This is a genomic window from Siccirubricoccus deserti, assembly GCF_014283215.1.
In the GTDB taxonomy this organism is placed as follows: Bacteria; Pseudomonadota; Alphaproteobacteria; order Acetobacterales; family Acetobacteraceae; genus Siccirubricoccus; species Siccirubricoccus deserti.
The window spans coordinates 17,364-37,079 of record NZ_JACOMF010000024.1 but is presented as its reverse complement, the minus strand read 5'-3'; the positions used below and the strand labels follow the sequence as shown (position 1 = coordinate 37,079).

Here is a 19,716-nt window from a genome sequence, read left to right as displayed (position 1 = left end):
GCGTCGCATGACGACCGCCGCAGGAACCCTCATGGGACATTCCAGCATGGACACCGATGCGACACCCCGCGCGCTGTTCGGGATGGTGGCCAGAGGCGAGCTGACCGCTGCCCAGGCGCAGACGCTGATCGCCACGATCCGGGCGACCCGCCCCGCGCCTCCGCCAGCGCTGGATCAGGTCGCCATCATCGGCATGGCGGGACGCTTCCCCGGCGCCGATACGCCCGACGCATTCTGGCATTTGCTGGCCAATGGCCGCAGCGCGGTCAGCCCGCAGCCGCCGGCACGCTGGGCCCAGGGCCCGCGCAACGGCGCGCCCGCGATCGCCGGCGGTTGGCTGGAGGGGATCGAGGATTTCGACCACGCCTTCTTCGGCATCCCGCGCCGCGAGGCGGAGGTCATGGACCCCCAGCAGTCGCTCTTTCTCGAAGCCGCCTGGTCGGCGCTGGAACAGGCGGGTTATGCGGAGCGCGACATGTCGGGCCGCAGCGTCGGGGTCTTTGTGGGCGCCGGCGCCGGCGACTATGCCAGCCACCTGATGGCCAAGGGCGCCGAGCCGGATGGCCTGTCCTTCATGGGCAACAGCAATGCCATCCTGGCCGGCCGCATCGCCTATCTGCTGAACCTGCGCGGTCCGTGCCTGACCGTCGACACCGCCTGCTCCTCCTCCCTCACCGCCGTGCATCTGGCGCGGGAGGCGCTGCTCTCGGGCGGCTGCGAGATGGCGATTGCTGGTGGCGTCTGCGTGCTGCCGACGCCGACCTTCGCCGTCGCCGCCAGCCGGGCCGGCATGCTCTCGCCGAGCGGGACGTGTCGTGCCTTCGATGCCGCCGCCGATGGCTTCGTGCCGGGTGAGGCGGTGGCGGCGCTGGTTCTGAAGCCACTGGTCCGGGCGCTTGCGGATGGCGACCATGTCTGGGGCGTCATCGAAGGCTCCGCCGCCAACCAGGATGGCCGCACCAATGGCATTACCGCGCCCAGCGCGCCGGCCCAGGCGGCGCTGATCCAGGCGGTGCACGAACGCTTCGGGATCGCCCCCGCGACCATCGGCTATGTCGAGGCGCATGGTACCGGCACCCGGCTCGGCGACCCGATCGAGGTCGAGGCGCTAACCCGCAGCTTCCGGCGGCATACCGCTGAGACTGGCTTCTGCGCCATCGGCTCGGTCAAATCGGCCGTTGGCCATACGATGAGCGCGGCCGGCGCGGTGGGCATCGTGAAGCTGCTGCTCAGCCTCGCGCACCGGCAGTTGCCGCCGACGCTGCATGTCGCCACGCCGAACCCGGCCTGCGAGTTCGAAACCTCGCCATTCTTCGTCAACACCGCGCTGCGCGCCTGGGAACCGCGCGGCGGCACGCGACGGGCAGCCATCAGCGCCTTCGGCTTCTCCGGCAGCAATGTGCATATGGTGATCGCCGAGGCGCCGCCGCGGGCGGCGCCGGCGGCCAGCCGGCGGCCGCGGCTGTTGCTGCTCTCGGCCCGCGATGCCGTGGCGCTGCGGGCCACCGCCGCGGCCCTGGCCGGCCATGTGGCGGGGCAGGCGACGCTCGACCTCGATAACCTGTGCTGGACACTGGCGGCCGGCCGCAACCATTACCGCGAACGGGCGGCGCTGCTGGTCGAGACGGCGGAGGATGTGGTCCGGGCGGCGCAGGCGGTGGCGGCGGGCCAGGCGCCCGTCGCGGCCGGCGCCGACGCCGCGCTCGCCCGGCTGGCCCAGCGCTTTCTGGCGGGGGAGGATCCCGACCCCGAGGCCCTCGTGCCGCCGGAGGGCCGCCGTCGAATTCCGCTGCCGGGATACCCCTTCCGGCGGGTGCCCTGCGGGCTGCGCGCCGCCACCCGTCCGCGCGTGCTGCGCGGGTTGCATCCCCTGCTGGACCGCGTGCTGCCCAATGGCGCCTTCCACACGGCGATAGACCCGGCCGAACCGCTGTTGGCGGATCACCTCGTGCAGGGCGCACCCATCCTGCCGGGAGCCTGCGTCATCGGCATGGCCCTGGCGGCGGCGCGCGCCGCGACCGGGCGGGCGGCGACGGGCCTTTCCGCGGTGAGCTTCCGCGCCCCGGTCGGCGTGACCGAGGCGGCGGGCCTGCTGCTGCGGCTGGAGGAGGGCCGTTTCACCCTTTGTGCCGAGGCCGGGCAAGGCGACCCCCTGGCCACCGGCACCCTGGGCTGGGAAGCACCCCCGGCCGTCGCGGCGCTCGACCTGGCCGCCATCCGCACGCGCCTGCCGGTGCTGCTGGAGGGCGACGCGCTGGCGGCGCGCTTCGCCACCGCCGGCGTGGCGCTTGGCCCGCTGTTCCGTGGCCTGCGCCGGATCTGGCTGGCGGGGGACCCGCGGCAGGGGGAGGCCCTGGCGGAGCTTTCCCTGCCCGGGGAGGAATTGGCCGGAATCGACGACTATGACCTCCACCCCACCCTGCTTGATGGCGCATTCCAGGCGGGCATGGCGGCGCTGGCCGCGGCGCGGCCGGAAGCCAGGGAGGTGCTGGTGCCTGCCGGCCTCGGCGCCCTGACGCTGCATGCGCGGCCCGAGCCGAGCTGCCTCGTCCACATCGTCTTCGCCGGGGCTGAGCTGGTGGCGGACCGGGCACGCTTCCATGCCAGCCTGCTGGACGAGACAGGGCAGGTCCTGGCCACGGCCCGTGATTTCCTTGCGCTGCGCCTGCCTGGCGTGGCGGCGCAGCCTGCCCCGTTGCCTGAGCCGAACGCCATGCCGGTGCCTGATCCGGTACCCGGGCCGGGCGCCGAGCCCGTGCCTGTCTTCGTGCCGCGCTGGCACCCCACCGAAGCCGCGCCGGCCGCGGCGCCGCGACCGGACGGCGTCGTGCTGATCCTGCGCGATGACGAGGATGGCGGGCTCGGCGATGCGCTGGCCAAGGCGCTCGGGGATCGCGGCGTCATCCAGGTGGTGCTGGGCGAGGCGACGGAATCGCGGGCCGCCGGCGTCTTCGGCATCGACCGTGCGGAGGGGGTCGCGTTCGACCGGCTGCTGGCGCAGCTGAAGCCGCTGGCCGCGGTCTACATGTTGGGCAGCGGGCGCCGGACCGGCGCTGCGGCCGCCGCGCTGGAGGCCGCCGCACGGGCGGATCTGCTGCCGCGGATGCGCTTCCTGCAGGCCCTGGCCGGCTCCGTCGCCACCCTTGAGGCGGGGCTGCCGGTGCGGGTGGTCACCATCGGGGCGCAGGTGGTGACGGAGGCGGATCTGCCTGATGCCGGTGCCGCCATGCTGGCCGGCCTTGCCATGGCCGGTGCGCGCGAACTGGCGCCGGTGCGGCTTTCGGTGGTCGATCTCGCGCCGGCCGAACTGGCGGCCGATGCGGCGACGCTCGCCACGGCCCTGTTGGCGGAGCCGGATGAGGCGCCCGGACGCAGCATTGCCTTGCGGGGCGGTGGCCGCTGGCTCCGCAGCCTCGATGAGGTTGCGCCATCGGCAGCCCCGGGGAAGGCCGGGTTCCGCGATGGCGGTGCCTATGTGCTGCTCGGCGGGACGGGCGGGTTGGGCCTGGCCCTGGCTCTGCACTTGGCACGCCGGCACCGGGCCAGGCTGCTGCTGGTGGGCCGCAGCCCACTTTCCGCCTCCCAGACCCGGGCCGTCGCAGAGATCGAGGCGGCGGGCGGCAGCGTACTCCATGTCCGGGCCGATGCCGCCGATGCGGCGCAGCTCGATGCAGCGCTGACAGAGGGCCGGGCGCGGTTCGGCCGGTTCGACGGGGCCGTGCAGGCCGCCATGGTCCTGCGCGACACACCTTTCATGCAGCTGGACGCGACGGCGATGGCCGCGGTGCTGGCGCCGAAGCTGGCGGCGACGGCGAACCTGGCCCGGGCCATTGCGGCGGACCGGCCGGACCTGCTGGTGCTGTTCAGCTCGGCCAATGCCTTCATCGGCAATCCCGGGCAGGGGAATTACGCCGCCGCGGCGGCTGGGCAGGATGCGCTGGGCCTCGCCCTGCGGGCTGCCGGCATGCCGGTGGTGGTGGTCAACTGGGGCTATTGGGGGGATGTCGGGGCCGTGGCGGCGCCAGTGTTCCAGAAACGCGCGGCCAGCCTCGGCATCGGCGCCATCGGCGTGGCCGAGGGCCTGGCGGCGCTGGAAGGCATTCTGGACGCGGGCCTGCCGCAGGCGATGGCGATGAAAGTCTCTGCGGAGACGCTGAACGCGCTGGGCATCCCGGCGAACCCCGCCGCGTCGCCCGCCGCCGCACCACCCGCCCAGGTGACGGAGGCCGAGGCATCCGTCGCCCGGCTGACCGCAGAGTTCGATGCACTGGAGCGATGCGCGCATGAGCGGCTGGTCGGGCTGTTCCAGGCCGCCGGCTTCCTGCAGGCGCCCGGCCAATCCGCCACCCTGACGGAGTTGCGCCGGATGCTGGCGGTAGTGCCGCTTCATGAGCGCCTGTTCGATGCCGTGCTCGACATCCTCTGCCGGGCCGGCTTCTTGGTCCTGCGCGGCGACCGGTTCGAGGTGACCGAAGCCCTGCTGGATGCCGGCCTCGCCGAACGGATCGAGCATCCGGAGCTGGCCGAGGCCGCGCTGAAGGCCCAGGCGCCCTGGCTGGGTCCCTTCCTGGCGGTGACGCACCGCTGCCTGTCCGCCTATGCCGAGGCACTGGCCGGCCGCGTCGCGCCGACCGAGCTGTTGTTCCCCGGCGGCAGCGGCGCGCTGGTGGCGCCGCTCTATCGTGACAACCCGATCGCCAATTATTTCAACGCGGCCGTCGCCGCCGCGGTGCTGGAGATCGCCCGCCAGAGCGGCGCGGGCCGGGTGCTGCAGCTGACCGAGGTCGGGGCCGGCACGGGCGGCACCGCCATTGCCGTCATGCAGGCGCTGCAGGACGCAGGAATCGGATTCCGCTACCGCTTCACCGACCTTTCCCCCAGCTTGATCCGTGCCGCCCGGACCGGCCTGCGCGCCCGCTTCCCGCAAGCGGAATTCGCGGTGCTGGATCTGGAAAAGCCGGTGCCTGCGGGCCTGACTGGTACCGCCGATATCGTGATCGCGGTGAATGTGCTGCACGCGACGGCCGATATCGGGGTGACGCTGGCGCATTGCCGGGCGCTGCTCGGCGCGGGCGGCACGCTGCTGCTGAACGAGGCGGTGCGGCGACGGGATTTCGCCACCCTCGTCTTCGGCCTGACCGAAGGCTGGTGGCGCTTCCATGACGCCGAGCGCCGGCTGCCCCACAGCCCGCTGCTGGACGAGCCAGGCTGGCGGGCGATGCTCGCCGAGGCCGGCTTCGCCGCCGTCGTCAGCCGCACGGCCGAGCAGGCCGGTGCCGAGGCGGCGCAGGTCGTGCTGCTGGCTCAGCTGCCGGCCAGCGCGGCGGCGCAGCCGGCGCCTGCCCTGCAGACGGCGCTGCCCACCCCCCGTCCCGCCCCCCTGGCCGCCGCCACCGCCAAGGCAGCCGAGGCGCCGCTCACCGTGGTGCGGGCCGCGGTGCGGCGGGCGTTGGCGGAAGCCTTGCGTGAACCGCTCGACAGCCTGGATGACCGGCAGGAATTCGCCGCCTTGGGCATCGATTCCATTCTCGGCGTGGATCTCACGGAGCGGCTGTCCGCCCGGCTGGGTATTCCGGTCCCGGTGGCGGCCCTGTTCGACTACCCCACACCCGTTGCATTGGCGGCGCATCTCGCGGCGGAGCATGGGGCGGCGTTGCAACCGCAGGCCCCGCCCGCCGTCGCCATGGCCGCTGTACCGATCGCACCGGCAACGGACACGGCCGTGCCGCAGGCAGCCCTGTCGGCGGGTGGGGACGCGGTGGCTGTGGTCGGCATGGCCGGCATCTGGCCGGGCGCGCCGGATCTCGACAGCTTCTGGCGCAACCTGCGCGACGGCGTCAGCAGTATCGGTCTGCCGCCCGCCGGGCGTTGGCCAAATGCCCCGGCTGGAACCGAGTCCTGGCGCCAGGGGGGCTTCCTCGACAGTGTCGACCGCTTTGACCCGCTCTTCTTCGAGATGTCGGGCATCGAGGCGGACCACACAGACCCGCAGGCAAGGTTGTTCCTCACCACCGCCTGGCGGGCGCTGGAACATGCGGGATATGGCCCCGCCTGGCTGGATGGCCGCCGCTGCGGCATCTTCGTTGGCGTCGCGGCTGGCGACTACCCCTCCGGCGCCACACCCGGGGCACCCCCCCCGCCGCATGCCTTCACCGGCAATGCGCAATCGGTGCTGGCCGGGCGCTTGGCCTATCTGCTGAACCTGCGTGGCCCGGCGCTGGCGGTGGACACCGCCTGTTCCTCCTCCCTTGTTGCGCTGCACCTTGCCTGCCGCAGCATCGCCAGCGGGGAGAGCGAGCTGGCCCTGGCAGCCGGGGTCTTCGTCACCTCCACCCCGGCCTTCCACCAGCTGACCGGCAGTCTGGGCATGACCTCGCCCAACGGCGCCACCCGCGCCTTCGACGATGCGGCGGATGGCTTCGTCGCGGCGGAGGGGGTCGGCGTGCTCGTGCTGCGCCGACTGGATGCAGCATTGGCGGATGGCGACCCCGTCCTCGGTGTGGTCCGGGCAACCGGCACCAACCAGGATGGCCGCACCCATGGCTTCACCGCGCCGTCCTCACGCGCCCAGGCGGAACTGGTGGCGGAGGTGCTGGACCGCGCCGGGCTGACCGCCGCCGCCATCGACTATGTGGAAGCGCATGGCACCGGCACGAAGCTCGGCGACCCGATTGAGGCCGAGGCGCTGGGCCGGGTCTTCCGCAAGCATGGGGTGACGGCCCCGGGCGCCTGCCGGATCGGCTCGGTGAAGACCAATATCGGACACACCGGGCCGGCTGCGGGCATCGCCGGTGTGCAGAAGGTCCTGCTGGGCCTGGCACATGGGTTATTGCCGGCCTCGCTGCACCACAGCGTGCCGAACCGGCACATCGATTTCGCCGCTTCGCCGCTGGCGGTCTGCACCCGGGCGGAGCCCTGGCCACGGCGCCCGGACCGACCGCGCCGCGCCGGAGTTTCTGCTTTCGGGCTGTCGGGCACCAATGCGCATGTGGTGCTGGAGGAGGCGGCCTGCCTGCCGGCTCGGCCGAGATTGCCGCAGGGGCCCTTCCTGTTCCCGCTGTCCGGCCGCACGGAAGCCGCGCTGGCCCGGCGGCTGGCGGACCTCGCCGCTTGGCTGGAGGCCGCCGGGCAGGATGTGCCGCTGGCCGATATCGCCCATACCCTGGCGATCGGGCGCCGGCACATGGCGCATCGCCATGCCGTGCTGGCCAGCGACCATGCCGGGCTGCGTCTGGCGTTGCTGCGGCCCTCGGCGGCCGCCACTGCCTCCGCGGACAGTGTCCTTGTTGACAGCGCCAGCGCCCTGGCCGCGGCCCATGCAGCGCTCCTGGCCGGGCGCAGCGATGCTTCGGCGCTGGCCACGCTGGGGTCCGCCTATCGACAGGGCGCGGACGTCGATTGGCTGGCGCTCTATGCCGGGACCGGGCTGCGCCGGGTCGCGCTGCCGGCCTATCCCTTCGCCGAGGAGCGCCACTGGGCGCCGGATGCGGCGCTGCCTGTCCCACAGCCGCAGCCGCAGCCAATCCGCTTCCATGTGTCGGTGTGGCAGGCCGCGCCGGCCAGCCCCGGGACGCTGCCCTCTGCTGCCCTGGTCTTCGATGACGACCCTGGCCTGGCCGAGGCGCTGGGTGGCCGGATGCCGCTGACCCGGCACGATTTCGCCACGCTGGATGATGTGGCCCTGGCCGCACCGCTGCTGGTGCTGCATCCCATGCCCGAGAGCGACCCCATGGCGCTGGCGCGCCTGCTGGTCCGGCTGGCCCGGCGGCTGCTGGTCGCGCCCGCCACCCGGGTGCTGCTGGTCGCCCGCGGCGACACCCTTGCCACTGAGGTGATGGCGGCGGCGACCGCCCTGGGCATTGCGCTGAAGCCGCAGCATTGGTCGGTGCTGCGGCTGTCGCGGACCGTCGACGCCCCGGCCGTGGCGCAGGCCGTGCTGGCGGAAGCCGGCCGGGCGGGATCCTCCGCGGAGCTCCGCTGGGTTGGTGACGAAAGGCAGGAGCGGCGGTTGCGGCCATGGACAGCCGCAGCGCAGCAAGGGGCGCTGCCGTCGGGTGCCGTCTGCTGGATCGTTGGCGGCACCGGCGCCATCGGGCAGGCCCTGGCGGTGCATCTCCGCGCCCGTCATGGGGCGGAGGTCGTGCTCGCGGCGCGCCATGCGGGCCCCGGGGTCTGGCCGCTGGATGTCACCGATGCCGCTGCGGTCGAGCGCATGGCAGCCGAGATCCGCGCTGGGCACGGCCGGTTGGATGCGGTGTTCCAGCTTGCCGGGGCGATGCGCGCCGCGCCGCTCGGCGATGCGACCGCTGCGGCCACGGAGGCGGTCCTGGCGAGCAAGATCGCCGGTACGATCCATCTCGACCGCGCCACCGCGGCCGACCGGCTGAGCGCCTTCGTGCTGTTCTCCTCCCTGGCGGCGGAACTGGGTGATTTCGGCCAGGGCGATTACGCGCTGGCCAACCGCTTCCTGGCGGGCTTCGCCGCCCGGCGGGCGGCCGAGGTCGCGGCCGGCAGGCGGCACGGGCGCAGCCTCAGCATCGCCTGGCCGGTCTGGCAATTCGGCGGCATGGCCGCGGCAGGCCCGGCGCGGGAGGCGGCGTTGCAGGCGAGCGGGCTGGCGGCGCTGACCAATGACGCAGGACTAGCGGCGCTCGACCAATTGTTGGCAGGCGGGGAGGGGCATGTCGCCGTTCTGCCGGTCGGCGGGCCCGATCCCGTCATGGCGCCGGTGGCGGTCCGCGCGGTGCCAGCTGCCGGTGGCGCGGCCTCCGGCACTGCCGCGCGCCAGGCCGTGCGCGCCCTGCTTGCCGAACAGCTGCGGATTCCGGCCGGCGACATCGCCGATGACGCACCCTTCGGCACGCTTGGGCTGGATTCGCTGCACCTGCGCGGCTTTGCCACGGTCCTGGAGGAACGCTTCTCCGTCCCAATGCCGGTGACGGAGCTGTTCCGCGTGAACACGGTGCAGGCGCTGGCCGAGCATCTGCTGGCCAGCGGGGCGGGCTTCGGCGCAGCGCCCGCAGCGCCCGCGGTGCTGCCTTCCGCCGCGGCCCCGCTGCCGCTGCGGTCGGCCCTGCCCGCCAGTGATGGACGGATCGCCATTATCGGCATGGCGGGCCGCTTCCCCGGCTGCGCAGATCTCGATGCCTTCTGGCAGGCGCTGCGCGATGGCCGCGACCTGGTCGGCGAGATCCCGCCGGACCGCTGGGACTGGCGGGCGTACCGCACCGCGCCAGGGATGGGCCCGGATACGGAAGTGCCGCGCTGGGGCGGCTTCGTCGCCGGGTCCGACCGCTTCGATGCAGCCTTCTTCGGGATAACCGCGCGGGACGCCGCCTTCCTTGACCCCCAGGCGCGGCTGCTGATGCAGACGGCGTGGCACGCGCTCGAGGATGCGGCGCTGCCGCCCGCCAGCCTCGCGGGCAGCGCCACCGGGGTCTTCGTCGGCAGCCAGCTCAACGACTATGCCGAACTGCTCGGCGATGCCGGCGAGGCGGCGGCCCAGGCCGTACTGGGCAATACCCGCACCATGCTGGCCAACCGACTGAGCTTCCTGCTCGACCTGCACGGCCCTTCGCAGACCATCGACACCGCCTGCTCCTCCTCGCTGGTAGCGCTGCACCGCGCAGTGCGGGCGCTGCGGGAGGGCGAGTGCGGGACGGCGCTTGTGGGCGGCGTGCATCTCATCCTCTCGCCGCGCGCACAGGTGATGGGCGCGCAGCTTGGCATACTCTCCCCCACCGGCCGCTGCCGCAGCTTCGCGGCCGAGGCCGATGGCTACGTGCGGGGCGAAGGCGTCGGCGTGCTGGTGCTGAAGCCGCTGGCCCAGGCGCTCGCGGATGGCGACCCCGTGCGCGCCGTGATCCTGGAAAGCGGCGAGAACCATGGTGGCCGCGCCTCTGGCCTCACCACGCCCAACCCGACGGCGCAATCGGCGCTGATCGCCGGGGTACTCCGCCGGGCCGGCGTCGCGGTTGGCTCCATCGGCCATATCGAGGCGCATGGCACCGGCACCGCGCTCGGCGATCCGGTCGAGGTCGATGCGCTGTGCAGGGCCTTCGCCGAGGTCGCCGCCGAACGTGGCGAGGCGCTGCCCGAGGCGGGGTTCTGCGGGCTATCCTCGGTGAAGTCGAATATCGGCCATCTCGAGCCGGCCTCGGGCATCGCCGGGGTCATCAAATCGGTGCTGGCGCTGCAGCATGCGACCCTACCGGCCACGCTGCATGCGGAAGCGCCGAACCCGCTGCTGCCGCTGGCGGGCAGCCCGTTCCGGTTGCAGCGGCGGATCGCGCCCTGGCCGGCGCCAATGGGGGGCGCGCCGCGCCGGGGCGCGGTGAGTTCCTTCGGTCTGGGCGGCAGCAATGCGCATCTGCTGCTGGAGGAATGGCCGGTTGCGCCTCGCCCGGCGCCGGCTGCGACCGGGCCGGCGCTGGTGCCGCTTTCCGCCCGCGACATGGTGGCGCTGCGGCGACAGGCGGAAGCCCTGCTGGGCTGGCTGCAAGCCGCCGGCGATGCCTGGGCGTGGCCCGACCTGTTGCTCACCCTGCGGGAGGGGCGGAATGCCATGCCGGCACGGCTGGCCCTGGTGGCGGGTTCCCCGACCGAACTCGCCGGCAGGCTGCGCGCCTGGCTGGACGGCGCTGAGGCCGATGGCGCCAGCGGCGTGGTCCAGCGCGACATCCTGGGCGGGCTGTTCGAAACCGCGGACGAGGCGGCCGGGCTGGTCGGCCGCGCGGTGGCGCAGGGCCGGCTGGACCGGGTCGCCAGGCTGTGGGTGTCCGGCGTGCCGGTCGCGTGGGGGCTGCTGCCCCTGCCGCCCGGGGCGCGGCGCCGCAGCCTGCCGGGCTACGCCTTCGCCGATGAACGGCACTGGTTCGACCAACGACCCGGGTGGGTGCCAGCCCCGGCTACGGCTGCGTCGCCGCCCAGCGCCGCGCCCATGCTTCCGGCGCCCATGCCGCCGCAGGTGGCGGAGCCTGTGGCGGGACCGGCGCCGAAGCCCGCCATGGATGCGGATGCGGTCCTTGCCCGCCTGCTCGGCATCGTCGCCGATGCGCTGTACCTTGATGCCGGTGCGCTCGACCTGGATGCGAATCTCGTCGAACTGGGGGTCGATTCCATCCTGGCGGTGGAAATCGCCCGCAAGCTGCAGGATGGCTTCAGCATCGCCCTGCCGGCGACCCGCCTGTATGACGCACCGACCATCCGCCGCCTGGCGGCCTTGGTCGCTGACAGTAGCGCGCCGGCCATGCCGGCACCTGCTTCGGTGGCCCCTGCCCCGACCGACACTCCGTCCCCCGTCCCAATCGCGAAGGGCGCGGCGGCTGTTCCGGACGACCAGGTGCTGCGGCGGCTGTCGGTGCTGTTGGCGGAGGCGCTCTACCTCGCGCCTGAGCAGATCGAACCCGACCAGCCCTTTGCCGAGCTCGGCCTCGATTCAATCCTGGCGATCGAGCTGACCCGCACCATCAAGGCCGAATTCGGCGTCACCCTGCGGGCGACCCGCCTCTATGACCAGCCAACGCCGCGCGGCCTGGCTGCTGCCATCGCTGTGGAACTGGCCGCGGGCGAAGTCGCGCCGGCAGAACCGAACCAGCCTTCGGCCACGCCGCAGCGTGCGGAATCAGCGGTGCTGGACAGGCTGCGCCTGCGGCTCGGCACGCTGCTGTCGCTCGAAGCGGCGGAGATCGAGCCGGAACTGAGCCCAGTGGAATTCGGGCTGGACCAGGTGGTGGCAGCCCAACTGCTGCGCGATATCCAAGCGGATTTCGGCGTAACCCTGGAAGCCGCGGCCCTGTTCCGTGCGGACACACTTCTCCAACTTGCGCGGCAGATTGAGGCCGCGAGGGTCCCGGCGGCGCCCGCTGGGACCGGTTTCGCTGGCGCAGAACCCGTTGCCCCGCAGCCTGCCGGCAGCGGGGCCTATGCCGATGGAGCGATTGCCGTCATCGGCATGGCCGGCCGTTTCCCCGGGGCGCCGGATCTCGACCAGTTCTGGCGCAACCTGCGGGATGGCGTGGACAGCGTGGCGCCGGTGCCGGCCTCTCGCTTCCCGATCGATGCCTGGTACGATCCGGACCCGCAGGCCAGCAACCGCAGCTACTGCCGCGACGGCGGCTTCCTCTCCGGCATCGAGGATTTCGACCCTCGCTTCTTCGGCATTGCGCCCGCTGAGGCAAGGATCATGGACCCGCAGCAGCGACTGTTCCTCGAGACCGCCTGGTTGGCGCTGGAGGATGCCGGCCTGCCGGACCACATGCTGGACGGCGCTCCCTGTGCGGTCTTCGTCGGTTGCAGCCAGGGCGACTACGCGCATCGCGCAGCCACCCGTTTGTCGGCGCAGTTCGGGATGGGCAATGTCGGCTCCATCCTGGCCGCGCGCATCGCCTATCACCTTAACCTGCGGGGGCCTGCCGTCGCGGTGGACACCGCCTGCTCCTCCTCGCTGGTCGCGGTGCATCTCGCCTGCCAAGCCCTGCGGACCGGCGAGTGCGAGATGGCGGTGGCGGGCGGCGTGGCGCTGATGACCACGCCGAACATGCATGTGCTGACCAGCCATGCGCGCATGCTCTCGCCGGTCGGCCGCTGCAAGGCCTTCGATGCCTCCGCCGACGGCTTCGTGCCGGCAGAAGGCGTCGGCGCCGTCGTGCTCAAGCCATTGCGCCGCGCGCTGGCGGATGGCGACCGGGTCCATGGCGTCATCGAAGGCTCCGGTATCAACCAGGACGGCCGCTCCAACGGGTTGACCGCGCCGAGCCTGGCGGCGCAACGGGAATTGACGCTGACGGTCTGGGAACGCTTCGGCATCCACCCCGCCAGTATCGGCCATGCCGAGGCGCATGGCACCGGCACCGCACTAGGCGACCCGATCGAGGTGCAGGCGCTGACCGACGCCTTCCGCCGGCATTCCGACCTGGTCGGCGAATGTGCGCTCAGCAGCGTGAAGACGAATATCGGCCATGCGGTACCAGCGGCCGGCATTGCCGGGCTGCTGAAGACCTTGTTGCTGCTGCGTCATCGGACCCTGGTGCCCAGCCTGCACCTGAACACACCGAACCCGTTGATCGACTTCGCCAACTCGCCCTTCCATGTGCCGCGCGTGGCGATGCCCTGGCCGGCGCGCCAGGACGGGGCGCCGCGGCGCGGGACGGTCAATGCATTCGGCTTTTCCGGCACCAATGCCCATGCGGTGGTCGCCGAGGCGCCGCCAACCCCACCGGCCGCCGGAGCGGCGGCCGGGCCGCAGCTGTTCCTCATCTCCGCCAAGACGCCGGAGGCCCTGCGGCAGCGCGCCGCCGGGCTGGCCCGATGGCTCGGGCAGGAGGCCGTCCCGCTTGCCGATCTGGCCTATACCCTGGCTGCCGGACGGAGCCATTTCCGCTGCCGCGCCGCCATCGTCGCGGCGGATGCCGCCGCGCTGCGGGACGCGCTGCAGGACATCGCCTCGGGCGAGGCGCCAGGGGAGGCCCCAGGGGAGGCCGGCCCGGCGCCGGCCGAAGCCGAGGCTCTGGCCGCCCTGGCGGCGGCCGCAGATCCGTCGGCGCGGGAGGTCGCACTGGGCCTGCTGGCCCGGGCCTACCGGGCAGGGGCAGCCTTGCGCGGCCTGTATCCGCGCGGCAGCGGCCGGTTGCTGTCTTTGCCGGCCTATCCGTTCCAGCGCCAACGCTGTTGGGTGGAGGACAGCGCCGGGCCGCCGGCTGCGGAACCGGCGCCGGCCGTGGCTATTGCCATATCATCCGCCCCCTTGCCCACGGATGGGGAAACACGGGCCCGGCCGGTCTATCGGGTAGCGGCGTCGGACGCACTGCTGGCACAGCACTTGGTCAACGGCCGGACGCTGCTGCCGGCTGCGGCCAGCCTCGCCATGCTGTTCGAGGTCACAGGTGCGGCAGGCATCGCGGCGATCCGCTGGTTGCGCCCTGTCCTGGCCGGGCCGGACGGGGTGGAATTGCGCTACGATGCGGATGCCATGGCCCTGGTCGCCGACGGCGCCCGATATGTGACCGCGCAGGCGCTGGAGGGCCGCCCCGCACCGCCGCCTCTCAATCTGGAGACCATACGGGCGCGCTGCCCCGAAGCGGTTCCGCCGGCGCGTCTCTATGCCGGGCTGGCGGCACTGGGCATCACCTATGGACCGGCCTTCCGCTGCGTCACCGGGCTGTGGCGCGGGCCGGATGGCAGCGAGCTGCTGGCCGACCTGACCCCGCCGGCCATGCCTGATCCGGGGCCCTTCCTCCTTGACGCCGCACTGCACAGCATCGCCGCGCTCGGCGACGACACCGGCGGGCTGGCCGAGGCGCCCCTGCCTTCGGCGCTGGAGCATGCTGCGAGACACGGCGCCCTGGCGCAGGCCCGGTATGCCTGGGTGCGGCGCCGGCCGGGCGCGGCCGCCTTCGACGTCCTGCTGGCCAATGCCGCCGGCCATCCGGTGTTCTCGCTGGAAGGTTTTGCCGCGCAGGTGCCGCTCGCACCGAAGTCCCGCCTGCCCACACCCGATCCAGCCATGGCGGCGAAGGGGCTGAACTTCTACGTGCCAGGCTGGGAGCTTGCACCACTGCCGGCGGCATCGGTGCGGCGGCCGGAGCTGATCCTGGCCAACGAGGGCATGGAGGCGCTGGCCGCTGCCCTGGCGGCCCTGCCGGGCGACGCCCCAGCTCGCATTGAAGCGCTGCCGGAATCGGGCTGGCAGGATGCGCTGGTGGCCCTGCCCGGGCAGGCCCATGTCGTGCTGCTCGGCGGACGCCGGACCACGACGGCCGACACGGTTGAAGCCATGCGGGCGTTACAGGCCCTGATGGCGCTGGGGCGGCCCTTGCGGGTGACGGTCGTCGCCGGCGATGCCTCCGATGCCGGGACCGCCCGCAACTGGCGGGGTGCCGCGTTGCTCGGCCTGGCGAAGGTCGCCCTGCGGGAGGCGCCGTGGCTCGATATCGCCATGCTGGACACCACCACCGGGGATATGGCGCCGGATGGTGCCCTGGCACCGGCGATCATGGCCGAGCCGCCGCAGCGCATCGGCCGGCATGAGGTACCGCAGGACGTCGCCTGGCATGCCGGGGCGCGGTGGCAGCGGCAACTGGTTGCCACCGAAGTGCCGCCGCACCCCTCGGCCATCCGCCGGCAGGGCGTCTATGTCCTGGTAGGCGGCGCCGGCGGCATCGGCGCGGCGGTGGCGCGGCGGCTGGCATCGCAGTTCGCGGCGCGGCTGGTGCTGGTAGGGCGCCGCGTGGCAGGCTCGGAGCAGGAGGCGCTCTGTGCCGAACTGGCGGCGCTCGGCGGGCAGGCGGTCTATGAAGCGGCGGATTGCGCCGATGTCGCCGCCATGCAGTGCGTGCGGGACCGCGCGCTGGCGCGCTTCGGCGTGGTGCATGGGGTGATGCATGCCGCCTTCGTGATGGCTGATGTGGCGCTGCCCGGAATGACGGAAGCAGAGCTGCGGAAGGCCCTGAGTCCCAAGGCCGATGGCACGGCAGTGCTGGCGGAGGTTTTCGGCCCGCTGCCGTTGGATTTCCTTGCGCTCTTCTCCAGCACCAACTCCGCGACCGCCAATGCAGGCCAAGCCAATTACGTGGCGGCCTCGATGGCCCAGGATGCGGCGGGCGCCTGGTTCGGGCGTGGCGCCACGACCGGGAGGCTGCCCGTCCGCACCATCAACTGGGGCTTCTGGGACACGGTGGGGCGGGTGGCGGATGACAGCTTCCGCCCCCGCCTGCGCGGCACCGGTGTCGGCGGCATCGGCACCGAGGAGGGGGTGGACGCGCTGCTGGCCATTCTGGCGGCGGGGCTGCCGGCAGTGTCAGTCCTGCGGCTAGAGGCGCAGGGGGTCACGCTGTCGCCGCGACCTGCCGCGGCGACCGACCTGGCGGGGCTAGAGGCGGTGGTGCACCAGACCCTAACCGAGGTGCTGCAGCTCGACCCGGGCGAAATCGGCGGCGACAGCCTCATGGCCGAGATCGGCCTGGACTCGATCGGCATGGTGGATGTGCAGGCACGGCTGGAGGCTGCGCTGGGTTCCGTGCCGCGCGAAGCCCTGATGGGAGCGCAGACGGTGCGGGATCTGGTGGCGGGCCTCGCCGCACTGGCCGCCGCCGCTCCGACGCCGGCCGAGACCGGGGCGGGGGCGGCGCCCGCCATCGGTTTGCGGGCAGTGCAGGCGGACGGCGCCGGCGCCCCCGGCTTTTGGGTGCCGAGCTTCATCGGCGAGACCGGCTGGGTCCGTCAGCTCGCCACGGCCTGTGCCGGGCAGCGCCCCACTTGGCTGCTGGAGCCGGGTGGCTTGCTTGCGGCGGGCGAGACCCTGGCCGGGATCGGGGCGGCCATGGCGAAGGCGGTGCGTGAGGCCTGTCCTGTCGGCCCGGTCGTGCTGGGTGGCTATTCCTATGGCGGGGTACTCGCCTTCGAGACGGCGGCCTGCCTCGCGGCACAGGGGGTCACGGTGGAGCGCGTGGTGCTCCTCGACAGCTTCGCCCCTGGCTCTGCCGCGCTTGCGAGCGTGCTCGAGGTCGGCGAGGCGCCGGGCCTGCCGAGCTCGGTTGCCGGCGCGCTGGCGCAGGGCTGGAAGCCGGCAGGACCCCTGCCGCCGGCGCCGGCCGACCTGCCAGAAGCGGCGCTGCTCTCCTGGCTGGCCGATGCCATTGCCGGGCTCTGCGCCGAGGCACCTCCGATGGCGGATGTCGTGGCGCTGCTGCGGGACAATCTCGGCGCCATCCGCCGGCTGCGGGCGGAACTGCGCAACCATGATCCCAACCCGGCCGGTCGCAACCTGCCGGTCACCCTGCTGCGCGCCGCGCGGGCACCGGTTGCCGGCTTGGGAGGCGCGCCCCTGGACCCGGCCGCTCTGGCCGCCTTTCGCGTGGACGGGCCGGCCGACCATGGCTGGTCCCGCTGGCTGGCCAAGCCGCCGCAGCTGCTGATGGCGGAGGCCGACCATTTCGGCATGGGCGGTCCGGCGGTACTGCGGCAGGTAGCGGTCGAGTTGGCTTCGCCCCCCGTCGAGGCCAAGGCGGTGGACCCGCGCGCAGCGGCAGCGCTGGCGGTGGTGCGGCGGCATACCGTGGCCGTCCTGGACGGCGTTGCGGAGGAGGCGGTGACGCTTGATGTGTCGCTACGCGACCTCGGTGCCAATTCGATCGACCGGGTCGAGATCGCCACGCTGGCCATGCAGGAATTGAATGCCGACATCCCCCGGCCGCGGCTGGCAGGGATTTCCACCCTGGCGTCCCTGGTGGCGCTGCTGGTGGAGTTCGCGGTGCCCGCATGATGGAGCCCATCTGGATCACCGGGCTCGGCATCACTGCGGCGGGCGTTGTCGGCCTGCCTGCTTTCGAAGCGGTATTGCGGGCGGGGCGTCCGGCTATTGCGCCGGTCGCCGGGCCGGGGCCGCTGCGCCGCGCTGCGCTATTGCCGGCGGCGGCCTTCGCGCCCGCTGGCCCGATGCCGCGGGGGGCGACCCGTGCGGCGCGCTCGGCCCTGGTGGTGGCGCGGGAAGCCTGGGCGCAGGCGGGCCTGCAGGAGCCCGCCGCGGTCGGGCTGGTGGTGGCGGGGCATAACCTCTCGCTGGCGGAGACCGCCGAGACCCTTCTGGCGCAGCAGGGCCGAATGGGTTTCGCGCCGCCGCGCCACGCCCTGCAGGTCTGGGACAGCCATGTCCTCGGCGTCCTTAGCGAGGCCCTGGGCTGCACCGGACCCGGGATGCTGGCCGGCGGGCATTTCAGTTCCGGCATCACCGCCCTGGCGCAGGCCGCGATGTGGCTGCGCGCCGGGGAGGCCGAGGTGGCGCTGTGCGTCGCGCCTTGCGCGGCGCTCTCGACGTTGGAATGGCAGGCCTTCGTCAATCTTGGCGCCGCCGATCCGGGGGGTGACAATGGACAGACCGGGGAGCTGCCGCCCTACCAGCCCTTCGCACCGGGGCAGGCGGGCTTCGTGCCAGGCGAGGCGGCAGCCTGCGTTGTCCTGGAAACCGCCGCCCACGCCAGGGGGCGGGGCGGTCGGCCACTGGCGCGGCTTGGGGCCGCCCGGCTGGCCATGGCCGGTCGGGCCGGGCCGGAGCCCGATGCCGCGAACGAGGCCCGGGTCATCCGGGCCGCGCTCCAGGCCGCCGGGCTGGCCGCGGACGCTGTCGGCTACATCAATGCCCATGCCACCGGCGCCGCCGCCGGGGACATGGCGGAGGCCGAGGCGATCCGGGCGGTCTTCGGCGGCGGGGCCGGGGCACCCTGGGTCAATGCCACCAAGGCCATCACCGGGCATGGGCTGTTCGCGGCCGGCCTGGTCGGGCTGGTGGCGACGGTGCTGCAATTGCGCGGCGGCTTCCTGCACGCGAATCCGGGTATCGGGGCATCGCCGGCCGGGCTGCGGCTGGTGGGCCGTCACAGCGAGCCCCATGACGGAAGCGCGGCGCTCTGCAATGCTTTCGGCTTCGACGGTCTCAACGGCTGTGCTCTGATCCTGAACTCGACGGAGAACCGATGATGCGGCGCGTGGGAATCGACGCGGTGGGCGTCTATGCCGGGCGGGCGATGCTGGATGTCTCCGTGCTGGCCATGGCGCGCGGGCTCGACATGGCGCGGTTCCAGAACCTGCTGATGCGACGCAAATCCGTGGCTCTGCCGGTAGAGGACCCGGTGTCATTCGCGGTGAACGCGGGCAAGGTCATTGTCGACCAGTTGCCGAAGGCGGAGCGGGAGTCGATCCGTCATCTCGTGGTTGCCACCGAGTCCGGCATCGACTTCGGCAAGGCGATGTCGAGCTATGTGCAGCACTATCTGGGCCTCAGCCGCAATTGCCGCACCTTCGAGGTGAAGCATGCCTGCTTCGGTGGAACCGCGGCGCTGCAAGCCGCGGCGGCGACGCTGCGGTGCAGCACTCGGCCGGATGCACGCGCGCTGGTCATCACCACCGATGTCGCCCGGCCCATTCCGCACACCTATGCCGAGCCATCCCAGGGCGCGGCCGCCATCGCCCTGCTGCTGGGGCCGGAGCCGCGGCTGTTGGAACTGGAACTGCCCACCGGGTCCTACGGCTTCGAGGTGATGGACAGCTGCCGGCCTTCGCCCGATATCGAGACCGGCGATCCCGACCTGTCCCTGCTGACCTATCTCGACTGTATCCGCGGCGCCTTCGCTGACTACCAGCGGGAAACCGGCGCCGATTTCGCCACGCATTTCGATGGGCTGGCCTTCCATACCCCCTTCGGCGGCATGGCCAAGGGCGCACACCGGAGCATGATGCGCGACCAGAAGCGGCTGCCTCCGGCTGCCATCGAGGCGGATTTCGAGCGTCGCCTGCGGCCCTCGCTGACCTATTGCTCAGAAGTCGGCAATGTCTATTCCGGCTCGGTCATGCTGGCTGCCTGTGGAGCGATCGAGGCGCTGACCACCCGCCGTGAGGCCGGGGATTCGCCGCCACGGCTGGGGCTCTTCTCCTACGGATCCGGCTGCTGCTCGGAATTCTACTCGGGGCTGGTGATGGAGCGCGCGGCGGCGACGCTGGCCGAGGCGCGCATTCCCCAGGCCATCGCCGGCCGGCACGCGCTTTCCATGCCCGATTACGAGCGCCTGCTGGGGCTGAACCGCAAGGCGATGTTCGGCGTGCAGGACATGGTCGCCGACCCAGAGGAGATCGGCCCGCTCTACCGGGATGCGGTGGCAGGCTCGGGCGTGCTCGTGCTGCGCCGGATCGAGCGTTTCCATCGGCAGTATGACTGGGCCTGAACGG

3 protein-coding genes are annotated in these 19,716 nt (G+C 72.8%); all 3 read left to right on the top strand.

Annotated elements, in window-relative coordinates:
* Window positions 1–31 precede the first annotated feature (31 nt).
* The 3 genes from H7965_RS17870 to H7965_RS17860 are packed head-to-tail and all read left to right on the top strand — an operon-like array spanning window position 32 to window position 19,712.
* Window positions 32–17,260, top strand: coding sequence for an SDR family NAD(P)-dependent oxidoreductase (locus H7965_RS17870; RefSeq protein WP_186771951.1), 17,229 nt, complete (start codon window positions 32–34; stop codon window positions 17,258–17,260).
* Complete coding sequence (locus H7965_RS17865) at window positions 17,260–18,471, top strand: beta-ketoacyl synthase N-terminal-like domain-containing protein (RefSeq protein ID WP_186771950.1); 1,212 nt, start codon at window positions 17,260–17,262, stop codon at window positions 18,469–18,471. The genes H7965_RS17870 and H7965_RS17865 overlap by 1 nt, the downstream gene beginning before the upstream one ends.
* Window positions 18,471–19,712, top strand: a complete 1,242-nt coding sequence (locus H7965_RS17860; protein WP_186771949.1) for a hydroxymethylglutaryl-CoA synthase family protein — start codon at window positions 18,471–18,473, stop codon at window positions 19,710–19,712. The genes H7965_RS17865 and H7965_RS17860 overlap by 1 nt, the downstream gene beginning before the upstream one ends.
* The last annotated feature ends 4 nt before the right edge of the window (window positions 19,713–19,716 follow it).